The sequence below is a fragment of the Pseudomonas mandelii genome, assembly GCF_002251635.1.
Taxonomy (GTDB): domain Bacteria; phylum Pseudomonadota; class Gammaproteobacteria; order Pseudomonadales; family Pseudomonadaceae; genus Aquipseudomonas; species Aquipseudomonas mandelii_B.
Genome location: NZ_NMOJ01000244.1, coordinates 17,655 through 43,791, shown reverse-complemented (window position 1 = coordinate 43,791; position 26,137 = coordinate 17,655). Strand labels below are relative to the sequence as shown.

The following is a 26,137-nucleotide window of genomic DNA, read 5'->3' as shown; positions in this document are numbered from 1 at the left end:
CNAAANNNTTTCTTCCTCACCCTCCGGCACAACCTTGTTCTGAGTCAAATAACGATCCAGCGTCGCATTGTTATCAGGCGAAGAATTATCCCCCGCCACCTGCCACAAATGCCGCTCGATCCCCTGAGCCAAAAGATGCCCGACGGCCGCCTCGATCGCCGACAACACACACAACTGCGCCGGTTCGTTGGTGGTGTACCCGACCTCAGCCTCAAGCAACTTCTTGAACTCGATAAACTTGAACACCCCGGCACTGCGACCCACCGAGTAAATCGTCTTGCTGGTCATCACATTCGCCAGCACCTGCCCACTGCGCACATCCACCGCCCGCAGGTTGACCGTGACCTGATCGACCCGATACTCACGGGAAATATCGATCCCCAGGTAGCGCGCCCCTTCCCCGCCACTGCGCACATTGGTGTCGTAGGCGATGATCCCGCCTTCGAGCATCATGTTCGCCGCTTGCAGCGGTGGCAGCTCGCCCTGAATGTTCACCGGCGTATTGGGCTTCTTCTGCGAGGCGCGGATGATCTTGCGCTCGGTCAGCAGGTTTTGCAGCCCTTCACGTTCCAGCACCACAAACCAGCCGCTGGCCTGCAACGCATCCATCAACATACTCGCCGCGCCCTGGGTCACGCTGGTCGAAAACGAACTGGCCGGGGTCGGTTTGTACTGCCCGGTCTGGTCCCGGAAGCCGTACACCACCGCCATCAACCGGCCCTTGGGTCGTGGCATGTTGATCAAGTCGTAATAGGTCGACGCCCGGGGTGTCAGGGTCGGTGATTCGGTGTCCTGCTCGGCACCCACGTTCTCGCGCAAACTGCACCCTTGCAATGCCGCCAACATCAGCCCCAGCGCTATTATTTTTTTCATGTCCGTCTCTCCCCATCGATCCGAATCCCCATCAAGGGGCGAGGCCATTCACCTGGATTTCCGAAATTTCACCGGTCGCTCGGTCGGTCACTTCAATGGTCAGAGCACCGGAATCGTCGACGACGTTGACGATAAAGGCGTCGGTGGACAGGCTCCCGGTGTTACCCGTGGAGATGTTGTCCAGCAACTGCCCCAGCAACCGTGATTGCAACTGGCTGGTGAAGCGTTCGAGAGCCGAAGTCCCGGCCACCGAGGTGCGATTTTTCAGATCAGGATCGTCGTAATCGTTTTGCGCCTGGGCGTTGTTCAGCAACCAGGTGCCATTCAACGGGTTGCCGCCGAACGAGGGGTTGACGGGTGTGTACACCAGCTCCGTGGCCTGCACCAGGCAGCAACTGCCCAGCCCGATCAACCAGAGCCCGAGGTTCCGTGAGACAGTTTTCGTTTTCATAATTCGTCCCTCTCAAGGTCCGTAGTGTCCTGCAACAAGGCTTCCAGTTTGCGCTGGACAATCTGTCCGCGAACCCAGTCGGCGGCGTCATAGGCCTCGTCTTTGAGTTCCACGGTGTTCGGCGGCAGGAAGCGCCGATAAACCAGTCGCTGCTGATATTCCACGGTCACCAGGCTGCCCCAGCGTGCCGAAGGTCGTTCGCGTACCACCAGGTTGAAATCCATCGGGCTGGTGGCGCGCAGGCGTTCACTGAACGAGTAGTAGAAGTCGTGGCCGATGTGCGAAATCGTGTCATCGACGATAAAGCCCAGCATCTCGTCGTCCTCCCCAGCGCTGGCGAACGTCGCCACACACGCCAGGATCAGGGCCGGCAGCCATTGGCGGTTCATGGCGACAACGCCTGTGGCAACGTGGACTGGTTTTTCACCGGGCCCGAGGCGCCATCGAGGAAGGCTTTCTCGGCCACGAACTGCCAGTCCTTGTAACTCGCCATGCCGGTGAAGTCCGACCACTGACTGGGAAAATCCGACTGCTTGAGCGGCAGGTCCGTGGAAGGACTGTTGAGGCCAGTGATGCGCCCGTCGAAGCCGCGCATCAAGGTCCATTCACCGCCGCCAATCGGGTCCGGGTAGAGCTGGCGAATGTGATGTTTGGGCGTTGGAAAACGCTCGTCCTGCAACAGGTCTTCAAGTTCTTTGGGGTACTGCGCCAGCCCCGGCGAACTGCGGTAATAACTGCGCAACGCCTGGGCGTATTGCGTGCCGACCCACAGCAACTGACGTTCGCGATCACGGCGCGAGGCGGTTGACCACAACTCGCCGGCACTGGCCAGGCCCATGCCCATCACCATGATCAGAAACAGCACGCCCAGGTAAGTGAACCCGGCCTCGTCGGCGGGCTTACCACTCGGAATAAAGGCTGCCATCACGCGCCCTCCCTGTGGCACCGCTTTTGATATCGGCGACCCCGCCCGGTACGCCGTCCGGCGGCGCGACCAGTACCCAGAGGTCCATGCGTTCGGAAATCGGGTCCATCGGCGGGTTGCGCAGGTAGCGCTGCTCCACCAGTTGTTCCAGGGAATCGGGATAGCGCCCGGTGTCGCCGTAATAGTGATCCAGGGCTTCGCGCATAGCCGACAGGCTCTGGCGCAGCGTGGTTTCTTTCGAGGCCTCGAGGCTGTTGAAATAGCGTGGCAAGGCGATGGTCATCAGGGTCGCGATGATTGCCATGACCACCATCAGTTCCAGTAGGGTAAAACCCTTTTCCCGACGCATGATTCACCACTCCTTGTACGCGATGCCGTTGAGACCCTTGCCGCGTGCATGGGAGTAAACGTCGAAGACGTCTTCCCCCTCCCGCGGGTTTTGAGCCGTGCTGTCGTAGGAGCGCAAGCCCCAGCCACCGTCGTCGTCACGCTTGACCGGCGTCAGCGGGTCATGGGGCACGCGCCGTAAAAAGTAGAACTTGGCACCCTTGGCGCTACGCACATCACGCACGCCTTCCACCAGCACTTGCAGGTTCGGTGGATAGCCGCTGCTGTTCAGCGACTTCTCGATGTAACCGGCGTCGAAGGCACGTTTGTAGGCGTCGATGGCGTCGCGGATCTGGTAGAGCGCCGCACGCAATTCCTGCTCTTTGCCCCGGCGCACCACGGTCTCGGTCAGTGGCGCGGCCATGCCGGCCAGCAGGCCGATCAGGGCCAGCGTCACCACGACTTCGATCAAGGTAAAACCACGTTGCGAGGCGTTCATGATCAAGGCTTCTCGACGACAACAGTGGTGGTAATGGCAGCAACCGGCCGATCGATGTGTTCATTCTGAATCGGCGCTTGCATCCGGCGGTCCGGCGCCTGGATGTGCATGCTGGTTTCGGTGCCGGTGGGGAATTCCATGTCCGACGGGCTCTGGTACGGCAGGTTGCGCACGATCCGCGGAGTGATGGAGAGCACCAGTTCCGATTTGCCGACGGTGTCCTTGTTGCTGCCGAACAACCGGCCAAGACCGGGGATGTCGCCCAGGCCTGGAATCTTGTTGCCGGTGGCGCCATGGTCGTTACGCACCAGGCCAGCAAGGATCTGGGTTTCGCCATCATGCAAGCGCAGCGTGGTCTGGGCGTTGCGGGTGTCGACCTGAACCGGAATCGTGCCCTGGCGGGTCGGTTCCAGTGGTGTGGCGTTACTGACTTCGAGTGCGATCTTGATCGCCACTTCGTTGTTCAGATGGATGGTCGGCTGCACTTCGAGCTTCAGACCGACGTCCAGATAGGTGACGCTTTCGGTGATCACCGGACCTTGGGTCGACGGCACGGAGGTGGCGCTGATGATCGGCACACGCTGTCCTATGTGGATGCGCGCCTGTTCACGGTTGCTGACGCGAATCACCGGGCTGGCCAGGGTGTTGATGTCATTGTCCTGAGCGTTGATCTTGGCTTGCGGCGACGGCGAAATGCTGATCCGGCTGGAGTTGATGCCTTTGAGTTGATCGAGCAGGGTCACGGCCGAGCCGTCGCTGTTGACCACGCCGAAGGTGTTCGGCCATTGCAGTCCCAGGTCGAGAATCCGCTGAGTCGCGACTTCCATCACCTCCACTTCCAGCACCACTTCAGGGTTGGACTGGTCCTGCGACTGCAAGAGTTTTTCGGCCATGCGTATGGCGTCTTCGGTGTCGCGCATGGTCAGGGTGTTGAGGCGTTCATCGACGAACACGTCACGGGTCTTGAGCATGGTCTTGATCATGTTCAGCGCGGTGTTGGCATCGATGCTGGTCAGGTAGAACGTGCGCATCACCAACTCTTGATAATCCTTGAGCTTCTGCGGCGAGTCGGGGTAGATCAGCAAGGTGTTTTCGTTCACCACTTTCTGATGCAGCTGGTTCTGTTGCAGCAGCAGTTCCACGGCGTCTTCGATGCGCACGTCACGCACGAAGATGGTGGCTTTCATGTCGGGGCGCAGGTCCTTGTCGAAGATGAAGTTCAAACCCGCGACCTGGGACAGCACTTCGAAGATGGTTTTCAGGTTGGCGTCGCGAAATTCCAGGGTCACCGGCCGGTCGAGACGGGTGCGCAGTTGCGGATAAGGAATGACGTTGCGGCTTTGCACCAGACGAATATTGTCTTGCAACTCCAGGGCACCGCCATTCTTGGGGTCCAGTTCGAGGATCTGTTTCACCTGACGGTCGGCGCCGTAGATGTCGCCACGACGCAGGTCGCCCCGGGCCAGTTCGAGTTTGTCATCGAGACTGCGCATGTGCTCTAGCTGGCGCATTGAATCCTGGGCGCGGCGGTTGTGGGGTTCAATGGTCAACACCCGGCCATACTCCAGACGGGCCGAAGCGAAATCACGCTGGGCGCGATCCATGTCGGCCTGGGTCAACAATGCCGTCACCGCACGGGCGCGGCCGCTGGTCAGGGCCAGGTGCAGTTCGGTATCCCGAGGGTTTTCCTTCAGCCCTTCTTCAATGCGCGCCAGGCCGGCTTCGTACTGCCCCGACTCCATCAAGTCGGTCGCTTCCTGCTTGGCAACCTGCGCCGAGCTGCACGCAGCCAGCCCTACGCATACGCAAAGGCTCATCAGCAAACGGGATCTGTTCATTGCGTGCTCCCCACAGACAAGGTCTGGGACAAATGCAGAGGCAGGTAGACAAAGCTGAGTTCCACATCGGAAATCCCCTCAATCCGCCAGGTGTCGTCGATCACATCCCCTTTGCGCACGACGTATATTTTTTCGCCGTTCTGCAAAAACACTTGCAGGTCGGAACGGTCATTCAGCTTGCCGACGAACTGGAAAGGCATCGGCGGTACGCTGGGGACTTGCACCACCGGGGTCTGGTTGACGGGTTGTTCGGTGACGCTGGCCAGCGTCGGTGCAGCCTTCCAGCTGCGAGCGGCGAACAGGTCGCCGGACGGGCTCAGGTCCTTGATCACTGCGGGTTTGCCACTGGCTGAAGCGGCCGGCAGCGTGCCGCGTATTTTGCTTTTGACGGGTGTGGCAGCGGTCGTAACCGACGCATCGCCTTCGTCCGACGGCATGAAATAATCAGGCCCCCAGGTCAGCGCCGCGGCCACGCCGAAGAACGCCACCCAGCCCACTATGCGTTTGGTATTCATCATGACCTCGACAGGTAAAGGGTCATGCGGATCCGCCCGGTCAGGTCGGTGTCGGCGATTTTTTTACGCTGAAACTCCACATCCTCCACCACCACGGCCGGCAACTGGCCGAGCAACGCGTGCAGGAAGCGCCGCAGTTGTGGGTAGCTGCCACGCACCGGCAGCAGAATCTGATAACGGGCCAAGTGGGTCTTGGGGTCAATGCCCAGTGAGTATTCACCCCGGGCCAGGGTGATGTGTTCCTGGGCCGCCAGCGCGTAGATCTTGTCGATGGCCACAGTGGCTTGGGGCTGCGACGGCAGTTTGCTGCGGAAGTCGTCGAGCTGACGTTGCGGCACCACCGGGGCGGCGACACTGCCGTCTTCAACCTTGGCCAGGTACTCGCCGGCTTCGCGGGTCTGCTGGCTGAGGGTTTGCAACGAATTCCAGTCCGGCATCAGGCCACCCAGGGCCCAGGCCAGCGCCAGCAGCAACATCACCAAGCCAGCCAGGCCGGGCACACCCAGGCCCTGGAGGTATTCGTGGACGATCAATCTAGGGATTCGCATCGCCGATCTCCCAGCTAGCCGACAGGTTGAATTGCACCGGTTGTTCCGGCGATTTCACGACAATTTCGTGGCTGAGCAGCGACACATCGGAGAGCTCGTCACTGGCTTCGAGACGGCGGTGGAAGTCGAGCATCGCTTCCAGGTCCCGTGCTTCGGCGCTGATGCGCACCTGGCCCTTGCGGGCATCCGGGGTCAGGGTCAGCAAAGCGATGTTGTCGCGCGGCATCGCTTCGAGCATGGCGAACAGACGTTCCCAAGGGCGGCGCAGTTGCTGCGAGACCTTGCGCATTTCCGCCAGGTTCTGGGCTTGTTCGCGGGTTTCGGCCGGGCTCAGGGTGACTTTGCTGCCGGTGTCGCCGGTGAGTTCGCGCTGGGCGTGCTGCAAATGGCCTTGCTGTTGCGAGGCCTGTTCGGCGACGTGCTGCTGGGCGACAAAACAGGTCACGACCAGCACCACGCCGCCCGCCAGCAGGCTCCAGCCCAATGGGCCCGAGCGGCGGCGTGGCTGGAAGTCGAGCGTCAGGGCGCGCATGTCAGGCCACCGCCCGGGACATCACGTACAAACAATCGTGTACGGCTGTCCGGTCTTCTTCGAGGGTGCGCAAGTGCACACCAGGTACGTCGGGCTGCGCATCGATGCGAGCGGGCGCGTGCAGGTAAACATTCAGCGGCCGCTCGCTGGTGGAGGCCTGCAACTGGCTTTCCCGGCCGATCAGCGCAGTCAGTGCGGCATCGCTGTCGCTGCTGCCCACCGAACGCACCGAGGTCCAGCGCCCTTCCCTGGCCAGCAGCAAGACACTGCGCACAGGCTCGGCGACCACGAACAGGAAGTCACCGGCGTCGAGGCTTTTATCGAAATGATTGAACGCCGCCATCAAGTACGGCTGCACCGAACGCAGGCGCAGGCCGCGACCGCTGACCAGGCTGCGCAGACGCGCCAGCAGGTCTTGCGGCAGCGCGGTGGCGATCCGGTCGTAACCCGCAGGTTCGGCCGACAGCACCATGCTCCAGGGTTGGGCCGGTACACCGTAGAGGTCTTCGAAACACAGTTGGGCAAACCCGAGCAATTCGTCGGGGCTGCTGATCTGTTCGCTCCAGGGCACCAGGCAGAAGCGACTGAAGTGGCCGGAAATCACCACACTCAATTCCGCACCGGCTGGCGCGTGTTCGCCCAGCAAGCGGTCGAGGGTTTCGAGGGCGACGGTCCAGGCATGGAAGCCTTCGTCGATAAAGCCGACGCTGCCCAGCCACAGGGTGTCGCCACCTTTGCGCTGGCCCAGGCCGACACCACTGGCGCCGAGCACGGCGACATAACGATCACGAGACAAAAGTGACACGATTGATCTCCTCGAGCGTGGTCCGCCCCTCAGCTACCAGTTCCAGAGCGGACTCGCGCAACAAGCGCAAGCCACGTTTGCAAGCGTGTGCCTTGATCTTCGAAACGGGTTGGCGCTCGACGATCATCTGCCGCAGTTCGTCGTCCAGGTGCAGCAGCTCGGCAATCGCGGTCCGCCCGCGATAACCGGTGCCCCGGCAATGGCCGCAGCCTTTGCCGTGAACGAAGTGGTAATGATCGACCTTCTGCGGATCGAGCCCGGAGAGGCGCAGTTCTTCATCGGTCGGGGTGCTCGGGGCGCTGCAACTGGCGCACACGAGGCGGATCAGCCGCTGGGCCAGCACGGCGTTGAGGGCCGAGACAAGGCTGTAGGGATCGATTTCCATCTGGGTAAAGCGGCCGATCACATCGAACACGTTGTTGGCGTGAATGGTGGTAAACACCAGGTGCCCGGTCAGTGCCGATTGCACGGCGATCTGTGCAGTGTCGGGGTCGCGTATCTCACCGACCATGATCTTGTCCGGGTCATGGCGCAGGATCGAGCGCAGGCCACGGGCGAAGGTCAGGCCTTTCTTTTCATTGACCGGGATTTGCAGCACGCCCGGCAGTTGGTATTCCACCGGGTCTTCAATGGTGATGATCTTGTCCACGCCGTGGTTGATCTCGGTGATCATGGCGTAGAGCGTGGTGGTCTTGCCGCTGCCGGTCGGGCCGGTCACCAGCACCATGCCGTAGGGTTCGGCGGCCAACCGGCGCAGCGCGCGCAGGGTTTCGTCTTCGAAGCCCAGTGCCTGCAATTGCACGCCGCTGACTTTGTCTGCCAGGTCCTGTTTGTCGAGTACCCGCAGCACCGCGTCTTCGCCAAAAATGCTCGGCATGATCGAGACCCGGAAGTCGATCTGCCGGCCGCTGATGCCGATTTTGAAGCGACCGTCCTGGGGCACGCGTTTTTCGCCGATGTCCAGTTCGGCCATGACTTTGACCCGGGAGATCACTTGCTCGGCGAACTCACTGCCCTGGATCTTGCTGATGTTGTTCAGCACGCCGTCGATCCGGTACTTGATCACCAGGCCGCTGCCGGTGGTGCCCAGGTGGATGTCGCTGGCGTGCATTTTCAGCGCGTCGTAGAGGGTCGAGTTGACCAGTTTGACCACCACGCTGGCGTCTTCGCTGATGCTGGTCAGGGACAGGCTTTGCAGGGTATCGATTTCGATATTGGCATCAGCCTGGGCGTTGAGCGATTCCACCGCGTGGAAGCTCTCTTCGTGACGCGCCAGGTAGGCTTTCAGGTCGTCGGCATGCACCAGGTACAGCGGCGCGCCGTGCAGGCAGTCGTCAATCCAGGCCAGACGAGCCGTGTCGAACGGATCGGCAAACACGCCAATGACCGCATCGTCATGACGCAGCAGGATGAATTCGCGCTTGAGGCATTGGGCCAGGGTGACCCGGTCGAACACTGGGGTGGCTTGAAACAGGGTGTCGGTGTCGAGCACCGGATAATGCAGGGTAGCGCCGAGGCACTGGATGAAGGGCATGGGGGCCAGTTCGCACAACACCCCGAGGGCCTCCAGAACCCGCTCGCCGGAACTGGTTGCCCGGACCCGGGCCTGGGCCAGTTGTTCACTGGAAAAGCGAGACGGTACACATTCCAACTGCGCCGGTTCTACGGCAAGGGATAGACGGTCCATGGCATGCTCTCCAACGCCGGGGGCTTTGAGCCCTGTCGACGCGGCGAGCAATTACGGCATATACCGGAACGGCTTGTCGCGCCACTACTCCCCGGTGAGCAATTGTTCGTCGTCTGGTGCCTTGGAGGTCGATGAACTTCGTCGACGATCTGCCAGCACCCAACTACCGTCGTACAGCTGCAGCGGGAAGCTTTCTGTCCTGCTCTGGCGTCGTTCGACGAATCCTTCGGATGGGCTCGCGCCTGTTCGGTTTTCCCGCTCCATCCCTAAAAGGTCACAGACTGCACGGGCCAATTCCGCCAACGGAAACGGTTTGAACAGGATATGGCTGACTCCCAGTTGCCGGGCCCGCTCACAGACTTCAGCGGTTGGGTGCCCGGTAATCAGCACAAAATGGCACTTCCTGTTCTGGCGGACGGCATCGAGCACCTGAAAGCCTTCCATATCGGGCAAGCGGTAATCGAACACCATCACATCGGGTGAAAAACGTTCGGCTTCGCCGATGGCTGTTTCACCGTTGTGAGCTATCCGGACTTCCAGCGCTTGCGCCTGCAGGTAACCCTGGAGGTTTTCCGCCAGCAGCTGTTCGTCTTCAACAACCAGTACTTTGTTTAACAAGGTGGACTCCTTGAAACTGCAGGTCCGAAATTCGTGCCTGGGAGTACGCGCCTCAATTAGGCTAACGCACACTTCATGCCAGACTGAGCGCCGGTTTTTGGCCGCTTCATCTCTATGATTTTCATGAAAAAATCTTTTCGTTCAGGAACCCCGTCCCCCAAAGGCGGGGAAGCGCTCGGATTTGCCCTGAAGCTTTCCCCACATTTGGGGGGGAACCTTCAATCGTCGTCAATCCGCTCGATTCGATTGCTTGATCGCAACTGCCCCAGAACCTGTAGACGAGCCTGGGACTTTTGCTGTCGGGCAAGGTAAGCCCGAACCATTTCAAGTCCCTGAGCTTCTGAGACATCGGCCGCCTCCTGGTGGTTCTGTAGATAAATCAAATGCCAGCCCAACGGTGTGCGCACCGGCGCGCTGACGGCCCCCGGCGCCAGCGCAAACGCCGCAGCTTCGAATTCCGGCATCATGCGCCCCCGGGGAAAATAGCCCAGGTCCCCGCCTTCGGCGGCGGAGGCATCTTCGGAGCCGGCCCGGGCAACGCTGGCAAAGTCCTCGCCCTGGCTGATTTTCACCCGCATCTCCTCTAAGCGTAGCCGGGCTGCTTCAACTGTGGCGGCATCGGCCCCCTGAGGCACTTTTACCAGGATGTGCCGCGCCTGGATTTGCTCGGGTGTGCTCATTTCGGCGCGATGTTCCTCGTAGAACGCGCGGACCTGTTTTTCGTCCGGCTCAGCCACCTGGAGCAGGTCGGCAAAGACCTTTTGCGCCGCGAGCTCACGGCGTGTGTACTCGGTAAAACTGGCTTCATCGAAACCGGCGTCTTCGAGCCGGCGGGCGAACACCTCGGCACCGCCCATCGCTTGTCGCGTCTGCTCAACCTGGCTTTGCACGACTTCATCGCTGATCTTCACCCCGCGTTTGCGCGCTTCCTGCCACAGCAACTCCTTGTCGATCAGCGCGTCGAGTGCTTTCTGGCGCAATTGCTTGTACGCCTTGGGATTGCGAATGCTGCCCACTGCGCGGCCCTGGTCCTCCAGGTATTCGGCGAAGTAGCGCTCGAGGCGAAACTCGGAAATTTCCTCGCCATTGACCCGCGCGGCAGCCGGGCCGTTGCTGCAGAAGGCCACAGGGGCCCACATCGTCAGCAGAATCAGCAGCGTCTTGAGTTTCATCATCAGGCCTCCCGTCAGGGTGTCGCGGCAATGGGTTTGTACGGTGCGACCAGAAAGAAGCGCTGGTCGGGCAAATCTACGGTGACGATATGAGCACCGCTCAAGCCCAGTCGGCGGCCCGGACCGAAGCTGAGCAGCGGGGTCAGCCCGGTGTCGAAATCGTGCAAACCTTCCAGGGCACTGATGAGTTTTTCGCGGCTGGCGTCGCGTCCGGCCTGCTTCATGCCTTCGCTGAGCAGCAGCATCGAACTGTAGGCGCCGACTTGCAGCACCGCGTGCTCACCGCCGAGGCCTTGGTGTTCGCGCAGTTGCGTCAAGGCCAGGCGCCCGGCCAGCGTCCAGTCACTGGGCACGAACGGATAGGCCAGAAACACCCGCCGGGAAAATCCGCTGGGCAATTGAAACAGGTCGCCGGCCACTTGATTCGACGCGGCGAACAGGTAAGGCACCTGCCCCGCCGTTTGCAGGCGCTCGGCGAGGTGACTGAAACCGACGCCGCTGCCCAGGTAAAACACCGATCGCGAGCCCAGCGGCAACTCGTCCTGCGCCGAGTTGTAGGCCTTTAGCCGCACTTGCTGCCAGGCGTGATCTTGCAGGTACTGGCCAAGGTTTTGTGCCGCTTGCCGTTGGCTCGGCTCGTCCGGGTGGACAATCAGCGTCGGTCCCTGGAGCAAGCGCAAATTGGCGGCGCCGTAGTCGGCCAAGGCGATCAGTTGCTCGCGCAGCCCGGACAGCGGTTCGAAAATCTGCCGACTGGCTGGCGCCATGCCCTGCAACGAGAGCGGCCCGATCAGTGGAATACCGGCGCGTTCCAGCCGCGTGACCAGTTCGGTATCGAGCGCAGGTGCCAGTGGTGCGATCAGGGCGAACACCTGTTCCTGCTCAATCAAGCGGTCCAGTGCCTGTTCGGCACTGGCGCGGTCCGGCCCCGGATCGAGGATGGTCAGGCGCAATTGCCGGCCATGGATGCCGCCCGCCTCGTTAATCCGCGCCACGCTGCCCTTGAGCACCGCCGCCACCGTGGCGCCCTCCGTGCTCAGCGGCCCCTGTCGCGGCAACAAAGTGCCCAAGTGCAGGCTGTCGGCGGTTAACCCGGGGTCGCGGTCATCGGCCACGCGCTTGAGGTAGGCCGTGAGGTTGCGCTGATCATTCATCGAGAGCACGAACCGTGGCATCGCCGGGTCCAGCCGATTATTCGCCGAATCGCGCCCTTCCTGGATCGCCCGGGCCAGTGCGCCCTCGGTGTAGGCCGGGTAATTGCGACCGTTGATCTGCTGTTGCCCGTAACTGCTCGAGAGCCTCGACCAGCTGATGTCCGGCGGCCGCACCCCGCCTTCGGGTCGCCCCTGGGCATCGGCGCCATGGCAATTGGCGCAGGGCAGGCTGGTGGCGGGTAGCAGCATGTCCGCCGCGCCCACCCGAGCCATGATCGGCTCACCACTTGCCGACACGCCCTCGCGATACAGCCGTTTGCCGGCACTTTCGCTGGGGCTCAGCGGCAACGCATTGGCGGCGAGATTGATGCCGCCAATCAGTAGCAAGCCGAGGACGAGGGCAATTTTCATGGCCCGTACTCAACGACCAGCCACGGGCATTGTCAGCAACTGCAAGCGCTGGGCAATGGCGGCGGCCGGTGCATCGGGACGGATCTTGCTCCAGCGCTTGTTGGCCACGTCACCGACAATCAGCTGCGTCGAGTGCTGCTCGGGGGTCGGCACAATCTGGCCGATGCGCCCCAGTACAAGGTCCATTTGTGCCTTGTCGCCGGTGAGAAAAAGCCAGTGGGGGCCATCGACGCCCTGCTTCAAGGTGTAAGCCTTGAGTACCGCCGGCGTATCGCGCAGCGGATCACTGGTAAGGGAAATAAAGGTGATGCCATCGGCCTTGTCGCCCAGCACCTCACGGACTTCCTTGAGCTTTTGGGTGATCAGCGGGCAGGCATCGTTGCAACTGGTGAAAATCACGTTCAGCAGCACCACACGGTTTTGCAGCGCGTCACTGTAGAAGCGCAACGTGTTGCCGTTCTGGTCCTGCAACGGCGTGTCGGTGAACCAGGTTTTCGCATCCCGGGTGCCGCTGGCCGGTTGCGCAGCGGCCACCGCCGGCGCGGGCTCCTGGTGTCCTTCGTGGGAAAACGCCATAAAGCTGATGACGCAAAAACACATCGTCAGGAAGATCAGAGCGAGGGCTTTCATGGTTGATGCTCCATGGCAATGGCCGTGTGTTTGGCGTGGGCGTTGCGCTGGCCGCTGAGTTTCTCGACCTGGCGGGTCAGCACGGCCGGGTCGGTGAAGCCGTAATAACGCGTCCAGTGGCGGCTGTTGCCGTCCCCCACCAGAATCAGCGGTTGATGGCTTTTGAAGTCACCGCTGAAGGAGCCGAGGCCCTTGAGGGTTTCGTTGATCGACTGCGAGCTGCCAGTCAGCCAGCTCCAGCCCGGCCCCTTCTGGAAGCTGCGGGCGTAGTCGTTGAGGCGCTTGGCGTCATCGCGTTGCGGGTCGATGCTGATGGAGACAAGCTGCACCTCGTTACCGACCCGGGCGCCGAGTTGCGTCTGCACCTTGCCCATGATCGAGGACACCACCGGGCACACCGTGGTGCAGCTGGTGTAGATGAAACTCATGACCACGATTTTGTTGGTCACCAGGTCCTTTTCCAGACGCACCGGTTTGCCGTTCTGGTCCACCAGCGCGACGTCGGCGAATTTGACCTGGGCGCTCTCCGAACTGGCGCTTTTGGCCGGCATGTCGTGCCCGGCGTGTTCATCCGCCGAGTGCGCCAGGGCTTGACCGATGCCGACGGCCAACAGGCAGAACGTCAGCAGTCCACGGTGTGCGAATCGGTTCATGTCGGTTTCCTCTTCAGTGAGCATCGCCGGGGATTACCCGAACGCTGGCAAAGGTCTGGTCATCGAAACTCGCGCCAAGGGACGCCGCGCGCACGTGCAGGTACCAGGCGCCGTTCTGGTCGAGGGTCACCGGGGCTTCATAGATGCCGTTCCCCACTTCAAGGGCCGCGACCTGTTGGGCGCGAGATGTCGGGGCGCGGAAGTAGCGCACCTGAACGTCCTTGACCCCGCTGCGCTGTGCCTTTTGCTGACCCTGAACAATGCGAAACCGCACGGTGTAAGGGCTGCCGAGGGCGGCCGTGGATTTATCGAGCATGAACTCGACCTTTGGCACGCCGGGGAGCCTGGCGAGGTTCGGGTCCGGCTCAACCAGCGCCGTGAAGCAATGGATGATGTTCGGCTGGTTGAGCAGGAACGCCACGTCGAAACGCCCGGCGGCTGGCAGCTTGATCCGCGAACTGTAGAGCCCTGGCTCGACCTCGCGCAGGCTGCGGTCGATGACCATGGCAGCCCGCGCCACCTGCCCGCGATTGGGGTAGCCGGACATCGGCGCGTTCATGCCTTCGGCGTAGAAATAAGTGGTGTTGTCCACCGGGTTGACCACGAACACCGCGTTGTCGTCCCGCGACACCGCCAGGCTCGAGGCCAGCGGCAAATCACCGGCGAGCCGTGGCGCCTGGGGCCCGGCTTCGAAGCCCTGGGTGATCGGCGTGCGGCCGGCCCCCAATGACGAAAGGTTGATCATCGTGACTTTGGCCGAGGCCAGTCCGCGGACATAGGCGTAAGCCTTGGTGAACACCACTTGGTAGGGTTCGGCGGAGACGTCCAGTTCGTGGATCGTCGAATCGGTGGCCGCGTCGATCACCGTCACCTGGTTTTCCAGGGTGTTGAGGACGATACCGAAACGCCCGTCTGCGCTGAACCCCATCGGACCCAGGCCCTGTTTCATCTTGATCACCCGCCTAACCGTAAGGCTGGCGGTATCGACCACGGTCACACTGCCGTTCTTGCCGTCGGCGACATACACCGCCTGGGACAGCGGCGAGTACGCCACCGACAGCGGGTGCGAGCCGGTCTTGAGTTGCTTGCTGATGGTCAGGCTGGCGATGTCGATGATGCTCAGGGTGCCGTCGTCGCGGTTGCTGACGAAGGCAAAACGGCTGTCCTTGCTGAAGGCGATTTCATGGTGCCCAGCCCCGGTGGCCAGGTGTTTGAGTGGCTTGAGGCTACGGGTGTCGATCACCGTGACCCCGGACTGCTCGACTGTCTTGGCATTGTTGCCGACCCACAGCAGGCGCTCGTCCGGTTGCAAGGCCACGCGCACCGGATTGCTGCCGGCGGCGACCGAGTCGATCAGTTTGAACTGCTCGCTGTCGATCACCGCCACTGCATCGGCGGTCGGCATGGAGACGAACACCCGTTTGTTGTCCTTGGGTGTGGTCCAGTCCATCGGCGGCTGCTTGATGTCGATCCGTGCCATGGTGCTGGTGATACCGCCCACCGACACCGACGGGTCGACCACCGAGACACTGGCGTCGCGGTTCATCACCAGCAGGAAGTAGCTGTTCAGGTCGAGCAGCGGCCGCGCGCCGATGCTCGATTTCAGGAAGACCCCGACCCGGGATTTGCAGCTTTTCTCCCGGCCCTGGGCCTGGTCGGCGGCAATGGTTTCCGGGTCCAGCCAGGCACCGGGATTGATGCCCGACAACGGCTGACCTGAAGCACCGTCCCTGACGCGGAACTGCACGTCGGCAAACTCGCCTTCACGCAACACACCGTCCTTGGCCAATGACTTGACCTCAAGCGCCACCGAAATCCCGTCACGGGAGAGGTTCTGACTGCTCCAGGTGTTCGGCAGTGCGACTTCGCTCAGCAGGTTGGGCGGCGCGGTGCGCCAGACGCCGAAGCTGATGAGTGCCACCGCGACGAGCAGCGCACAACCGGCGATTTTTGTAGTCCTGTTCATTACCCTCTCCCCTTACAGATCTGTGCCTGCCTTTCCCTGTGGCGAGGGAGCTTGCTCCCGCTGGNTAGTGCCCCTACGGTGCCGGTGCCGGTTCTGGCTCGTTGGTTACCCGCAGCAATCCCCAAAGCCCGGCGGTATTGCCGTAGGCGCCGTAGTCGCGGAACAGGTAGTCGCCCGGTATTGCGTTGCTGCCCCCGGCGCTCGGGTGCATGAAGCTGAAGTGCGCCGCCGGCAGGATGCTTTCACGCGCGCCGATGTACATCGACATCGGGTTGTAGCCGAACCGCACCGACCCCACCCCTGGCGTAGCCATCGGATAACCGCCGGTATCGCTCTTCTCCGACTGGAACGGGTTGACCGACCAGACGTGCCCGTCCAGTTGGAAGGTCGTGCCGCGACTGCCACCGGTCGGCATCAGGATGTGGGTGCGGAACGGTTGTCCCGGTTTCACATACAGCACCGGTGTCTGAGGATCGCCCCCGATAAGCGCATTGCTGTAGGCCATATGCGCGTTCGGCACGTCACCGTAACCGGCACCGTTGGCATGCCCGAACGGTGCATCCGGCGCCAACCCGAAGCGGAACCAGATCGGCTCGGCCTTGTAGTTGATGGCCATGCTCGAGTTGTCCTGTGGATCGGTCGGCACACCAAAGCCTTCGGCGGCAATGCCTTCCACCGGCCGACCGTTGGCCCAGCGGATGTTCAACGCTTTCTGCCAGACCATCGCAAAGTCGCGGTAAGTGGTCTGCCCTGGCGCCGTGACCGTTGCGTTGGTTTTACGCGCATCCTCAACCCAGGTTGCGCCGATCGGCAGGATGGTCATCGCCCCACCCAAGCCTTTCTGCGGTTGTTTGATGAGGTCCGCCGGCGTGATATTCAGTCCGCCGAACTCCACCGCCGTGGCGTTGATGTTGTCGACACTGCGGCCCAGTTGCGAGATCGGCTTGCCTTCACGCTCCAGGTGCCCGGCGTAGTACTGATAAGTACGCGTCGGGTACGCGCCGCTGTTGCCGATGCGCGGTGGCACGGTCTGGGTCGGGTTGGCGCCGACGTTGGTGCCATCGGATTTGGTGATGTCATACGCCAGCAGTTGCGCATGCAGGCCAACGTGGCTCGACGGCCGCAGCAGGTTGTTGGTGAAGATGGTCGAGCCCTGGCCATTGTTGCGATCGCGCTTGACCAGCCCTTGCATCACGGCAGTCTGGGTCAGGTCGGGCATGACCACGGGCAAGCGGTTTTCCAGCGTGACGTTGATGCAGTCACCCGCCGCTGCGCGCAATACCAGCGGTTCCACCGGTACACCTGGTTTCATTTTTCCGGTGACCGGATCGAGGTCGGATTTGCGCACGTACAGGATCGCAGTCGGATCATGCAACGGGCCGCTTTGACCGCCGATGGTGATGGTTTCGCCATCTTCAGGATCGACCACGGTGACCTGAGGGATATTGACCGGCCGCGAGTTGAACACCAGGGTGCCACCCGCCGGATTCAACGGCCCACCCACGTGTTGCCCGATACCGGCCGGATCGCCGATGGTCAAGTTCAACGGATTGCGCAGGATGTCGTTGGCCAGCGCCGCAACCACTTCATAGTTGCGTTGCACGGTCGGCCGGGTGCCGATGCCGTTCGGGTTGGCGCTGTACCGTGGGCAGGAGCCATCGAATGCCACGGTATTGCGCATACCCATCGGCTTGGGGTTGTTTGGCACGGCGAACAGATCGCTGCGCTGGGTCGTGTAGTTGCGCATCACGCCCCAGATACCGTTCCAGTAACCTTCAATCGAAGCGTCCATCGAGTACAGGTAATCCCCCGTGGTCGCCGCCGAACTGGACAGCATCGAGACCGGCGCGTTGAAGCCCATCTGCTCGGAGATACCGACCATCTGCGACGAGCGCCAGCCGGAGTTGGAGCTGTTGCCGAAGCCAGAACCGCTTTGCAGCCATTTCACGCCGTGCAGGGTCACGTTGTGCTCTTCTTCGTGACCGCCGGCATGCACCCGCAGCCGCACATTGTCACCGGTGTAAGTGCGCAACATTGGCGTGAACGGGTCACCCGGTTCCGCGCCGCCACGGTTGACGTGTGGCGGGAACAGCGTGGTGCCGCCGGTTGGCCCCGTGGCTGCGGTGACCAGGTTCGGTGCCAGGTTCATCGCCGGGATGGCGCGGTCGGTACGGCTTTGCATGGCATACGCCAGGTCGCCGCCGAGGCCGTCGGCCTGCATGCCGCGCTTGCCGTCCGGGCCGACCTTGTTCGGGTCGTACACCCGCAAGGCCAGCGGTTCGTTGCGGTAGTTGACGACGAACATGCCAGGGTCATCGACCGAGATCGCCTGTGGGCATGGCCGAGTTGGACAACCCGGCACCATGCCGCCCTGCACTTCAATGATGCCGTCGAGCAAGGTGCTGGCGTTGTTGCGTACCGGCGGATTGATCGCGTAGCGGAAGCTGTCCGCGGTGGCCGGGAAGGCTTGCGGATTAGGCACGCCGTTAGGCCCGGCGCCCACATACACCCCGGCTTCATAGGCGTGCTGGAAGTCGCTGTATTCGAGGAAGAACTCACGGAAGCTGTCGTTCTTGCCGTCGCCGTCGATGTCCCCGGTCGACACCACCGCCTGCCACGAAGTCGGCCCGCCGTCTTGGCGTGCGCCGCTGTACAACGGCTCGCCGGTTTCGGCGTGGAACCAGGTGGAGCCAGCTGGCTCAGCCAATACGGTGGCGTACAGGCCAATCTGTTGGTGAGTCGATGGGCCCAGGTGGTCGTGGGTAAAAATGGTCCCCAGGCCACGGTCGACACCTTTGGCGTTCACCACCGGATCGACGAACCAGCGTTGCATTGCCGTGCGCGCCCCTACCCAATCCGCCCGGCCAAACTGACCGAAGTATGGGTGATTCTTGGCTTTCGGGCAGGCCGGCGTGCCGTCACGTGGATCGGTGCCGGTGCATTGGTTGAACTCGCGAATGGCGTGGATGCGTTCTTGCACGGCCCCCGGGGAAAGCACGCCGTCTTCGTAGTTCCAGCCGTTGGCCGAACCGTCAGCTGCCGTCAGGTCCCATTTGGGCAGGTGAATGTGCTGGCCGATCACGTCGGTCGGCGTGCGTACCTGATAGTCGTCCATCTCATAGGTGGCCGGCACCAGGTTGGTTTGCTGGTATTGCACGCAGTCGAAAGTGTTCATGCGCATCACCAGCGGCTCTGGCGGACGCTGTTTGGTGATGACCGGCCAGGCGTCTTCCCACAAGGCCAGAATGCGCGCTTGCGGGAAGTGGTAGCCGACCTTGTTGTACACCGCGTCGAACTGGATGTTCGCCGCTTTGTAGACCCGTGGACGGTCCGCGGTGAAGGTCGAGGAGCCGGTGTAGGACATGCCGTCGATGCGTTCACCGCTGGCAAACTCGCCAGTGCCGGCGCTGCTGGTCAGGCGTTTTTGCCGGTCGTCCATGCACGGTTCGTAGTAAGGCGCGCCGGCAATCGGCAAGGCACCGTTGGTGCGGAAGGCCTTCGCCACGATTTGATTGCCGGGAAGCAAGGCAAAGCTCGGGTGGTCCTTTTTGGCGTGGAAGGCCATGGCCGCCTGTTCGACTTCGGTGCCCTCTTCCGGCATGTAGATGGGTTTGGCGCGGGTCACTTCCTTGGAGAAATCCAGCGACGTGGTAATGGTATGCGCCACGCCACCGGCGGAGAAACCGTCCAGGGAATGCCGCCCCAGGCCGCCGTCCCAACCACCGGACGAAGCCGGGTCGAGGTTGGCCCACAGGGCGTTGCCGCTGGTTTTCAAGGACTGGGCCTTGGCCGCGTCGAGCATGTCCAGCGGTGGAGTCGGTGGGCGTTGGCCGACCGAGGTTTCCATGCCGCCAATCCAGAACGGATAGCCAGGGTTTTTCAGGCTGCCGTCAGCATTGCGGTTGGCTTCGCTGCGATCCACCAGGGCCAGGGAACCGATGGCCTGAGCGCCGCCACTGCCGCTGTTATGTTCGCCGTCGTCACCTTCTTCATCATCGTCGTCATCACCACCGGCGACCAGGGTCTCGCCGATTTTCGGCACCACCGCGACCTTGCCTGGCATAGGCGCCATGGCTTTGCCCGGCAGCGGCACTACCGCAGGAATCGGGGTCCCGGCAACGATTTCGCCATCGGGCAAGGCCCGGGCGCCCGCCGCCGGTTTGCCACTGCGCAATGCGTAGGGTTCGCTGTGGTAACCGTCGGTGCCTTGTTGGGAGACTTCGAGTTTGGTGCCTTCTTCAAACACGTCGTGTACTCGCCACATGCTCCACATGCCTTGGGCGAAGTGCGGGTAGAAGTGGCAGTGGTAGATCGCATCACCCGCGACACGGTTGCGGTTACCCGAACCGCCGTTGGCGATTTCATAGGTGTAGCCGGCGCCCGGGCCGATGCCCTGGGCATCCACATAGTCGGAGTTGTCGTCATTGGGGTTGAACAACCACTGATGGCCGTGCAGGTGGAAGATGTGCTGCTCGTGGCCATTGTGGGTGTTGCGGAATTTGATGAAGTCACCGATGTAGCTGTGGTTGACGTTGGACGGCTCGGACGGGTACAGCGCCATGGTCGCCTTGACCCCGATCTGATCAGCGCGCGGAACCTGCCCGGGAAGAATGCCTTCCAGGCCAGCGTTGGCCGGCACGTCCACCAGCATCGCCACGTCGCCGACGGTGTGCGAACTGAGGAAAAACTCTTCATAGGCGCAGGACAGGCAATCGTGCATCGGCCCGACGCCCAAACGGTTCGCCACCACCTCGGCGCCCATGCCGCCGGAGCCATAGTTGATCATGAACGAGTCGCGGGTCGGCTCCAGCACGTGGGCCATGACCGGGTCTGCCCAATAAGCGGGGAATGCCTGGGTCGCGGCGGTTTCATCCTGGAACTGCGAGGCGAAATCGCGGAACGGTTCCAGCCGGTTCGGAATCGCCGGGTTGCGTTTACCGATGGCTTCCAGCGGATAGGTCGACGGCGGGAAGCTGCCGTCGGCGTTGCTGCCCATCACGATCGCGTCGCTTTCGCTGGAGATGATTTCATTGCCGTCGACCATGTTGATGATCGGTGTGCCGGCCTTGCCTTCACGGAGCCACGGTTCGCGTTGCGGGTAGCGCGCCTGGTAATCGACGATCGGTTGACCGGCCGGGGTGCGGCCGCTGCTGGCCAGGCGCATCTCTTCTTCGGTCAAGGTGTTGCGATAGCTGCGCCCGCCTTTGGGCACGACGACTACCTGGCCGAACAGACCGTTGGCAACGTTGCCAGCATCACCTTCACCACCGAAGGTCGCACCACGGCTGCTGGCGGCGAATGCGCCCTCGCGTTCGGCGAACAAGGTGTAGGAACGGGTGCCGCCGGGGGCGACCAGCGAATTGCCGTTGCGCCCGGTGTACGAGGCGATGTCATCGATGCTGTTGACCGCTTGCATGCCGTTGACCTGGAAGCCGACGTGGCGGTCGGTGACCTGCTCATCGACTTTGAACTGCTCAACGTTACCGACTTCGACTTCCCCCTCAACCCCATCCTCGCCGTTTTCGTGGCTGCCGGGGTTGGCCTGGTAAGCCAGAAGGTTGTGCAGGTTGATCGTCAGGCAGTCACCGGCGGCCACCCGCAACACCAAGGGGCGCGGACGCTTGTCGGGCCGCAGCGAGACTTTGCCCGGCACGGCCGCGCCGCCCTGGGCCAGGGACACATTATGATCGTCGACCACGTCACGGCGCAGGGCGAACATCATGCCGTTGACGTTTTGCGCGCCGAGGCGATTGAACATCAGCGGCTGATCCAGCGCCACGACGTTCGCCACCAGATTGCGCTCGCAGCGCAGGGCCGCTTCGGCCAGCTCGATGCCGAACATCGACGCCACCATCAGCGCAAATTTAAACAAGGACGAAGCGTAGGGTATGCCGGTCATGATCACGGGCCTCGCTGTGGGTGCGCACAGGGAATAATTCTCGACAAATCCCCTTGAGCAATCCGCATGCCATAAAAAATTCAGTTATTTTTCAGTTAGTTGAAGCAATCACTTAATAACTCGGGGGATATCCCCCACTTATTCCCCACTTTTTCGGCCCAGTCCTTGTTGCCCCACTATTGGGGGCCGTTCCCCACACTCGCCAATCACAGCGGTGCGTCCATGGCCAGGCCCTGCAAGCGCCGGTACTGACGCAAGACACTGGGCACATAACGCTGGGTTTCAGCGAACGGCGGGATCACCCCGCCACGGCTCAGCACCGCTTGTGGCCCGGCGTTGTAGGCCGCCACGGCGAGGGTGATGTCGTTGTCAAACAGGGTCAGCAGGCGCTTGAGGTATTTGGCACCGCCCTGGATGTTGGCCTTGGGGTCATAGACGTTTTTCACCCCCATCTCCCGGGCGGTATCGGGCATCAATTGCATCAGCCCTCCGGCGCCTTTGGGGGACGTCGCATCCGAGTTGTAGCGGGACTCTTCGCGGATGACGGCGTGCAACAACGCGGCCGGCAATTCATTGGCCGTGGCGGCCGCCGACACCAGCTCTGCATAAGGTTGCCTGGCAATCATCTGGGGCTGCTGATCAAGACCGACCAGCGTGGATTGGGGCTCGTGAATGACCCGTTCATAGGTGCGGCCGGGACGGTGAACATTGGACAGCACGTAGCTGCCCTTGGCGTCCACGGAAACGAACACATCGGCCTGTGCGACGCTCGTCAGCAGCAAGCAGCCGAGCAGTCCTGTGGTGAGTGTTTTCATTAGTTTGCCTCCCCTGCCCGGCCCCGAAAAATGGGGGTAATGCCCCAATGGCCGGTAGTAAACAAGCCATACGCAAGCACTGTGCCGAAAGCGCAAAGGCCCGCAATACAGGGGTTGTAGAAGAATGACTGGGGGTGAGCATGGCAATTGCATACGCCTTCAAGGCGACTCTTCTGCCGACTGTGTGAGGTCATCATGAATCAGCGTTTGCGTTCCGCCCCGCGTACTCAAAGCGGGTTCACCCTGCTCGAACTGTTGGTGGTGCTGGTGGTGCTGGGGCTGTTGGCCGGCATCGTCGCGCCGAAGTATTTCGCCCAACTGGGCCGCTCCGAAGTGAAGGTGGCCAAGGCACAAATCGAAGGCCTGGGCAAAGCGCTGGACCTGTACCGTCTGGAGGTCGGTCATTACCCGTCGACCGAACAGGGTTTGCAGGCGCTGGTCACTGCGCCAAGCGATGAAACCAAATGGACCGGTCCTTATTTGCAGAAAAAACTGCCGCAGGATCCGTGGGGCCGTAACTACAACTACCGCTACCCAGGCGAAAACGGCGAATACGATCTGCTGTCCATGGGCAAGGACGGTCAACCCGGCGGCGAAGGCGAAAACGCCGAAGTCACCAGCTGGCAATGACGGGGGTCGCGACCATGCGCTTTCATCTCAAGGCAGTGGGCAAGGCCGGCGTGGTCTCGATGACCGTAGAGGCCCAAGGGGACAGCGAAGCCCGGCGCATCGTCGAAGACCAGGGCTTGCGGGTGGTCAGCCTGCACGTCGAGCGGCACTGGCGCGCGTTGCGTTTGCAGAAGCGCGAGACCTTCAACCTGGTGTTGTTCAGCCAGGAACTGACCACCTTACTCAACGCCGGTCTGCCGTTAATCGATGCGCTGGAAAGCCTGGCGGAAAAAGAGAACGCGCCACAGGCCCGTAAAACCTTGAGCGAACTGGTGCGCCTGCTTTATGAAGGAAAATCGTTCTCCCAGGCATTGGCCCAGCTGTCGGCGGTGTTCCCTCCGCTCTACGTGGCGCTAGTGCAATCCAGCGAGAAGACCGGCGCCGTGGGCGATGCCCTGGGCCGTTATGTCAGTTATCGCCAGCGCATGGACGAGGTTCGGCAAAAAATCGTCAGTGCCTCGATCTACCCCCTGCTGTTGCTGGTAGTGGGCGGTGGCGTGGTGTTGTTCCTGATGGGTTACGTGGTGCCGCGCTTCAGCCTGGTGTTCGAAGGACTGGGGTCGAATCTGCCGTGGCTGTCGCAGGTGCTGATGAGCTGCGGCATGTTCCTGCACGCCCACCAGGGTGAATTCTTCGGCGCATTGGCGGCAATCATCGTCGCCCTCGGCTTTCTTCAGCGACAACCGGCCTTTCGTCGGGGCGTCGACCGTGTAATCGAAAAACTCCCGGCGGTCCACCAACGCATCTTCATGTACGAACTGGCCCGCTTCTATCGCTCCCTGGGAATTCTGTTGCAGGGCGGCATCCCCCTCGTCACCGCGATGGGCATGGTTCGCGGCTTGCTCACCCCCGCCTCCCGCGTGCGCCTGGACCAGGCCTGCGAACGGGTACGCGAGGGGCAATCACTGTCGGCTGCACTGGAACTCAATCACCTGGTGACCCCGGTGTCCCTGCGCTTGCTTAGAGCGGGTGAACAATCCGGCAACCTCGGCCAGATGATGGAGCGCAGCGCTGACTTCTACGACGAAGAAATCAGCCGCTGGATCGAATGGTTCGTGCGGCTGTTCGAACCCTTGCTCATGACCTTCATCGGCCTGCTGATCGGGGTCATCGTGATCCTGATGTACATCCCGATCTTCGAGCTGGCCTCGAGTATTCACTGACCCTCTGGAGCAGGGTCGCGTTGTACCGTTCATCGTTCATCCACATTGCAACTGAATTAATCAGCGCGCTGCGGTGTTCTCCCATTGAATCGAGCAGCAAGTTGCATTGTTCATCAACGTTCCAACCTGAGTAACAAGACGGAGAACGACATGCACATCAACAAGCTTTTACTTGCAGTAGCTATTGGCGCAGTTCTGTCGGCGTCTACCGTATTGATTCCGGACAGCTTGTCCGGGGTATCGAGTGCCCAGGCCAAGGATGGTGGTAGTGGCGGCGGCGGATCAGGCGGCGGTGGGGGTGGTTCCGGCGGTGGCGGCAATGGCGGCGGGGGCGGTGGTTCCGGCGGTGGCGGCAATGGCGGTGGCGGCGGAAACGGTGGCGGTGGCAATGGCGGTGGTGGCGGAAGCGGTGGCGGCGGCAATGGCGGTGGTCACGGCGGAAGCGGAAGTGGCGGCANNGGAAGCGGCAGCGGTGGCAACAGTGGCAGCGCCGGCAATAGCGGCAGCGGTCACAGCGGCAGCGATAATGGTTCAGGACACTCCGGCAACACAGCCTCCTCCGGACGCAGTGGCACTCACGCCGAAGCCGGTGACGACAACGGCGTACATCGCTCCGGCGAAATCGGCGATGACCACGGCGTGCATCGCTCCGGCGAAATCGGCGATGACCACGGCGTGCATCGTTCCGGCGAAATCGGCGACGACCACGGCGTACATCGCTCCGGCGAAATCGGTGATGACCACGGCGTGCATGTCGGTGGCGAGCCAGGCGATAACAAAAGAACCTGTAGGAGCGAGGCTTGCCCGCGAAGGCGTCGTATCAGTCAACGCTTGTTTTGAATATCCCCTGTGGGAGCGAGCCTGCTCGCGATGGCGTCATGTCAGACAGCATATTTGCTTAATGACCCACCGCAATCGCGAGCAGGCTCACTCCCACAGTGGAAATGGTGAGCCTTACAACCCACACTCAACCCGATCCAGCCGCTCGCGCAAAAACTCGATCAACGCCTGCACCGGCCGCGAACTCTGGCGATGCTGCGGATACACCGCCGACAACGTCAGCGGCTGCGGACGAAACTCATCCAGCACCGGCACCAGCCGCCCCTCCTTCAGCGCCGAGCCGACAATGAACGTCGGCAAGTACGTAATCCCCATCCCGGCCACCGCCGCATCCTTGAGCAACTCCCCGTTGTTGACCCGCATCCTGCCCGTCACGTTGACGCTCAGCGGCTTGCCCTGCCCTTCGAAACGCCATTGCACCTGACGCCCGTGGCCGTAAGGCAGGCAGTCATGGCTGTGCAAATCTTCGGGTTTGAGCGGCGTACCACGCTCGGCCAGGTAAGCCGGGCTGGCGCAGTACACGCGTTCGATGGAGGCGATACGACGGGCGATCAGGGTCGAGTCTTCCAGGATGCCGATACGCAACGCCAGATCGTACCCTTCGCTGAGCAAGTCCACCGGCCGATCGCTCAAGTCCACTTCCACCGTGACATCGCGGTAGCGCTGTAAAAACAACGGCAGCAGACACCCCAGGTGCGCCAGCGCAAACGACAACGGCGCACTCACGCGGATGGTGCCGCGCGGCTCGGTGGTCTGGCCGGCGATGCCCTGCTCCACTTGCTCGACTTCACCGAGCAGGCGCAAGGCGGATTCGTAATAACTCTGGCCCAGAGGCGTNACGTCCAGACGACGCGTGGAACGGTTGAGCAGCCGCACACCGAGGCGGTCTTCCAGCTGGATCAGACGGCGGCTGACAAACTGCTTGGACAGGCCCAATTGATCGGCTGCCGAGGTGAAGCTGCCGGAGTCCATGACCTGGCAAAAAATACGCATATCTTCGAACGGGTTCATTGTCACGCCTTGGTTGACAGTCAAACACTTTATAGCCGCTTTTTCCCTTTTGGGCGACCTATTAATCTGTGTCCACGGTGTTGCTGAGGCCTGGACCCCAGCGCCAGCAGCGACCCGACCTCAGGTCATAAAACGC

At 61.9% G+C, this 26,137-nt stretch carries 23 protein-coding genes and 1 pseudogene (1 of these 24 running past the window's edge); 3 read left to right on the top strand and 21 right to left on the bottom strand.

Annotated elements, in window-relative coordinates; all coding sequences use genetic code 11:
* From B7L09_RS29280 to B7L09_RS29185, 20 genes and pseudogenes are all read right to left on the bottom strand, one after another.
* A pseudogene (locus tag B7L09_RS29280) lies at window positions 1-873 on the bottom strand (CsgG/HfaB family protein) (it extends 30 nt beyond the left edge of the window).
* Between the two features lie 31 nt (window positions 874-904).
* Complete coding sequence (locus B7L09_RS29275) at window positions 905-1,324, bottom strand: curli assembly protein CsgF (RefSeq protein ID WP_094471721.1); 420 nt, start codon at window positions 1,322-1,324, stop codon at window positions 905-907.
* Complete coding sequence (gene csgE, locus B7L09_RS29270; protein WP_094471720.1) at window positions 1,321-1,713, bottom strand: curli production assembly/transport protein CsgE; 393 nt, start codon at window positions 1,711-1,713, stop codon at window positions 1,321-1,323. Before csgE ends, B7L09_RS29275 begins: the two co-directional genes overlap by 4 nt.
* Window positions 1,710-2,249 carry a type II secretion system protein gene (locus tag B7L09_RS29265; protein ID WP_094471719.1) on the bottom strand — a complete coding sequence of 180 codons (540 nt, stop codon included), beginning with the start codon at window positions 2,247-2,249 and terminating at the stop codon, window positions 1,710-1,712. The genes csgE and B7L09_RS29265 overlap by 4 nt, the downstream gene beginning before the upstream one ends.
* Complete coding sequence (locus tag B7L09_RS29260) at window positions 2,224-2,598, bottom strand: type II secretion system protein (RefSeq protein WP_094471718.1); 375 nt, start codon at window positions 2,596-2,598, stop codon at window positions 2,224-2,226. The genes B7L09_RS29265 and B7L09_RS29260 overlap by 26 nt, the downstream gene beginning before the upstream one ends.
* Before the next feature lie 3 nt (window positions 2,599-2,601).
* Complete coding sequence (locus B7L09_RS29255) at window positions 2,602-3,075, bottom strand: type II secretion system protein (protein ID WP_094471717.1); 474 nt, start codon at window positions 3,073-3,075, stop codon at window positions 2,602-2,604.
* Window positions 3,076-3,077: 2 nt separating this feature from the next.
* Entirely contained in the window at window positions 3,078-4,913 is a 1,836-nt protein-coding gene (locus B7L09_RS29250; protein ID WP_094471716.1) for a type II secretion system protein GspD, read from the bottom strand.
* Window positions 4,910-5,428, bottom strand: coding sequence for a hypothetical protein (locus B7L09_RS29245; RefSeq protein ID WP_094471715.1), 519 nt, complete (start codon window positions 5,426-5,428; stop codon window positions 4,910-4,912). The genes B7L09_RS29250 and B7L09_RS29245 overlap by 4 nt, the downstream gene beginning before the upstream one ends.
* Window positions 5,428-5,976, bottom strand: a complete 549-nt coding sequence (locus tag B7L09_RS29240) for a GspMb/PilO family protein (RefSeq protein WP_094471714.1) — start codon at window positions 5,974-5,976, stop codon at window positions 5,428-5,430. Before B7L09_RS29240 ends, B7L09_RS29245 begins: the two co-directional genes overlap by 1 nt.
* On the bottom strand, window positions 5,963-6,508 hold the full coding sequence (locus B7L09_RS29235) for a PilN domain-containing protein (RefSeq protein WP_094471713.1): 546 nt from the start codon (window positions 6,506-6,508) through the stop codon (window positions 5,963-5,965). Before B7L09_RS29235 ends, B7L09_RS29240 begins: the two co-directional genes overlap by 14 nt.
* Window position 6,509: 1 nt before the next feature.
* Window positions 6,510-7,313, bottom strand: a complete 804-nt coding sequence (locus B7L09_RS29230) for a hypothetical protein (RefSeq protein WP_094471712.1) — start codon at window positions 7,311-7,313, stop codon at window positions 6,510-6,512.
* Window positions 7,294-9,000 (bottom strand): GspE/PulE family protein, encoded by a 1,707-nt coding sequence (locus B7L09_RS29225; RefSeq protein WP_094471711.1) that lies wholly within the window; start codon window positions 8,998-9,000, stop codon window positions 7,294-7,296. The genes B7L09_RS29230 and B7L09_RS29225 overlap by 20 nt, the downstream gene beginning before the upstream one ends.
* Before the next feature lie 84 nt (window positions 9,001-9,084).
* On the bottom strand, window positions 9,085-9,618 hold the full coding sequence (locus tag B7L09_RS29220) for a response regulator (protein ID WP_094471710.1): 534 nt from the start codon (window positions 9,616-9,618) through the stop codon (window positions 9,085-9,087).
* 218 nt (window positions 9,619-9,836) lie between these two features.
* Window positions 9,837-10,790, bottom strand: coding sequence for a peptidylprolyl isomerase (locus B7L09_RS29215; protein ID WP_094471767.1), 954 nt, complete (start codon window positions 10,788-10,790; stop codon window positions 9,837-9,839).
* A gap of 14 nt (window positions 10,791-10,804) precedes the next feature.
* A complete protein-coding gene (locus B7L09_RS29210; RefSeq protein ID WP_094471709.1) occupies window positions 10,805-12,355 on the bottom strand; it encodes a cytochrome c/ABC transporter substrate-binding protein in 1,551 nt (516 codons plus the stop codon).
* 9 nt (window positions 12,356-12,364) lie between these two features.
* Window positions 12,365-12,985 (bottom strand): SCO family protein, encoded by a 621-nt coding sequence (locus B7L09_RS29205; RefSeq protein WP_094471708.1) that lies wholly within the window; start codon window positions 12,983-12,985, stop codon window positions 12,365-12,367.
* Window positions 12,982-13,638, bottom strand: a complete 657-nt coding sequence (locus B7L09_RS29200) for an SCO family protein (protein WP_094471707.1) — start codon at window positions 13,636-13,638, stop codon at window positions 12,982-12,984. Before B7L09_RS29200 ends, B7L09_RS29205 begins: the two co-directional genes overlap by 4 nt.
* Before the next feature lie 13 nt (window positions 13,639-13,651).
* Entirely contained in the window at window positions 13,652-15,604 is a 1,953-nt protein-coding gene (locus tag B7L09_RS29195; RefSeq protein WP_094471706.1) for a YncE family protein, read from the bottom strand.
* 73 nt (window positions 15,605-15,677) lie between these two features.
* Window positions 15,678-21,503 (bottom strand): manganese-oxidizing multicopper oxidase MnxG, encoded by a 5,826-nt coding sequence (gene mnxG / locus B7L09_RS29190; protein ID WP_094471705.1) that lies wholly within the window; start codon window positions 21,501-21,503, stop codon window positions 15,678-15,680.
* 206 nt (window positions 21,504-21,709) lie between these two features.
* Complete coding sequence (locus B7L09_RS29185) at window positions 21,710-22,318, bottom strand: lytic transglycosylase domain-containing protein (RefSeq protein WP_094471704.1); 609 nt, start codon at window positions 22,316-22,318, stop codon at window positions 21,710-21,712.
* 195 nt (window positions 22,319-22,513) lie between these two features.
* On the opposite strand from B7L09_RS29185, the gene gspG reads away from it, so the two are divergent.
* The 3 genes from gspG to B7L09_RS32630 all read left to right on the top strand — a co-directional run bounded on the left by gspG (window position 22,514) and on the right by B7L09_RS32630 (window position 24,990).
* The gene (gspG, locus tag B7L09_RS29180) at window positions 22,514-22,948 is read left to right on the top strand and encodes a type II secretion system major pseudopilin GspG (RefSeq protein ID WP_094471703.1); all 435 of its coding nucleotides are present in this window, start codon (window positions 22,514-22,516) and stop codon (window positions 22,946-22,948) included.
* 14 nt (window positions 22,949-22,962) lie between these two features.
* The gene (locus B7L09_RS29175) at window positions 22,963-24,150 is read left to right on the top strand and encodes a type II secretion system F family protein (protein WP_094471766.1); all 1,188 of its coding nucleotides are present in this window, start codon (window positions 22,963-22,965) and stop codon (window positions 24,148-24,150) included.
* Window positions 24,151-24,300: 150 nt separating this feature from the next.
* Window positions 24,301-24,990: a hypothetical protein gene (locus B7L09_RS32630; RefSeq protein ID WP_094471702.1), complete on the top strand. Its 690-nt coding sequence runs from the start codon at window positions 24,301-24,303 to the stop codon at window positions 24,988-24,990.
* Window positions 24,991-25,104: 114 nt separating this feature from the next.
* On the opposite strand, the gene B7L09_RS29165 is transcribed toward B7L09_RS32630, so the two are convergent.
* Window positions 25,105-26,001 carry a LysR family transcriptional regulator gene (locus B7L09_RS29165; RefSeq protein WP_094471701.1) on the bottom strand — a complete coding sequence of 299 codons (897 nt, stop codon included), beginning with the start codon at window positions 25,999-26,001 and terminating at the stop codon, window positions 25,105-25,107.
* Between the last annotated feature and the right edge of the window lie 136 nt (window positions 26,002-26,137).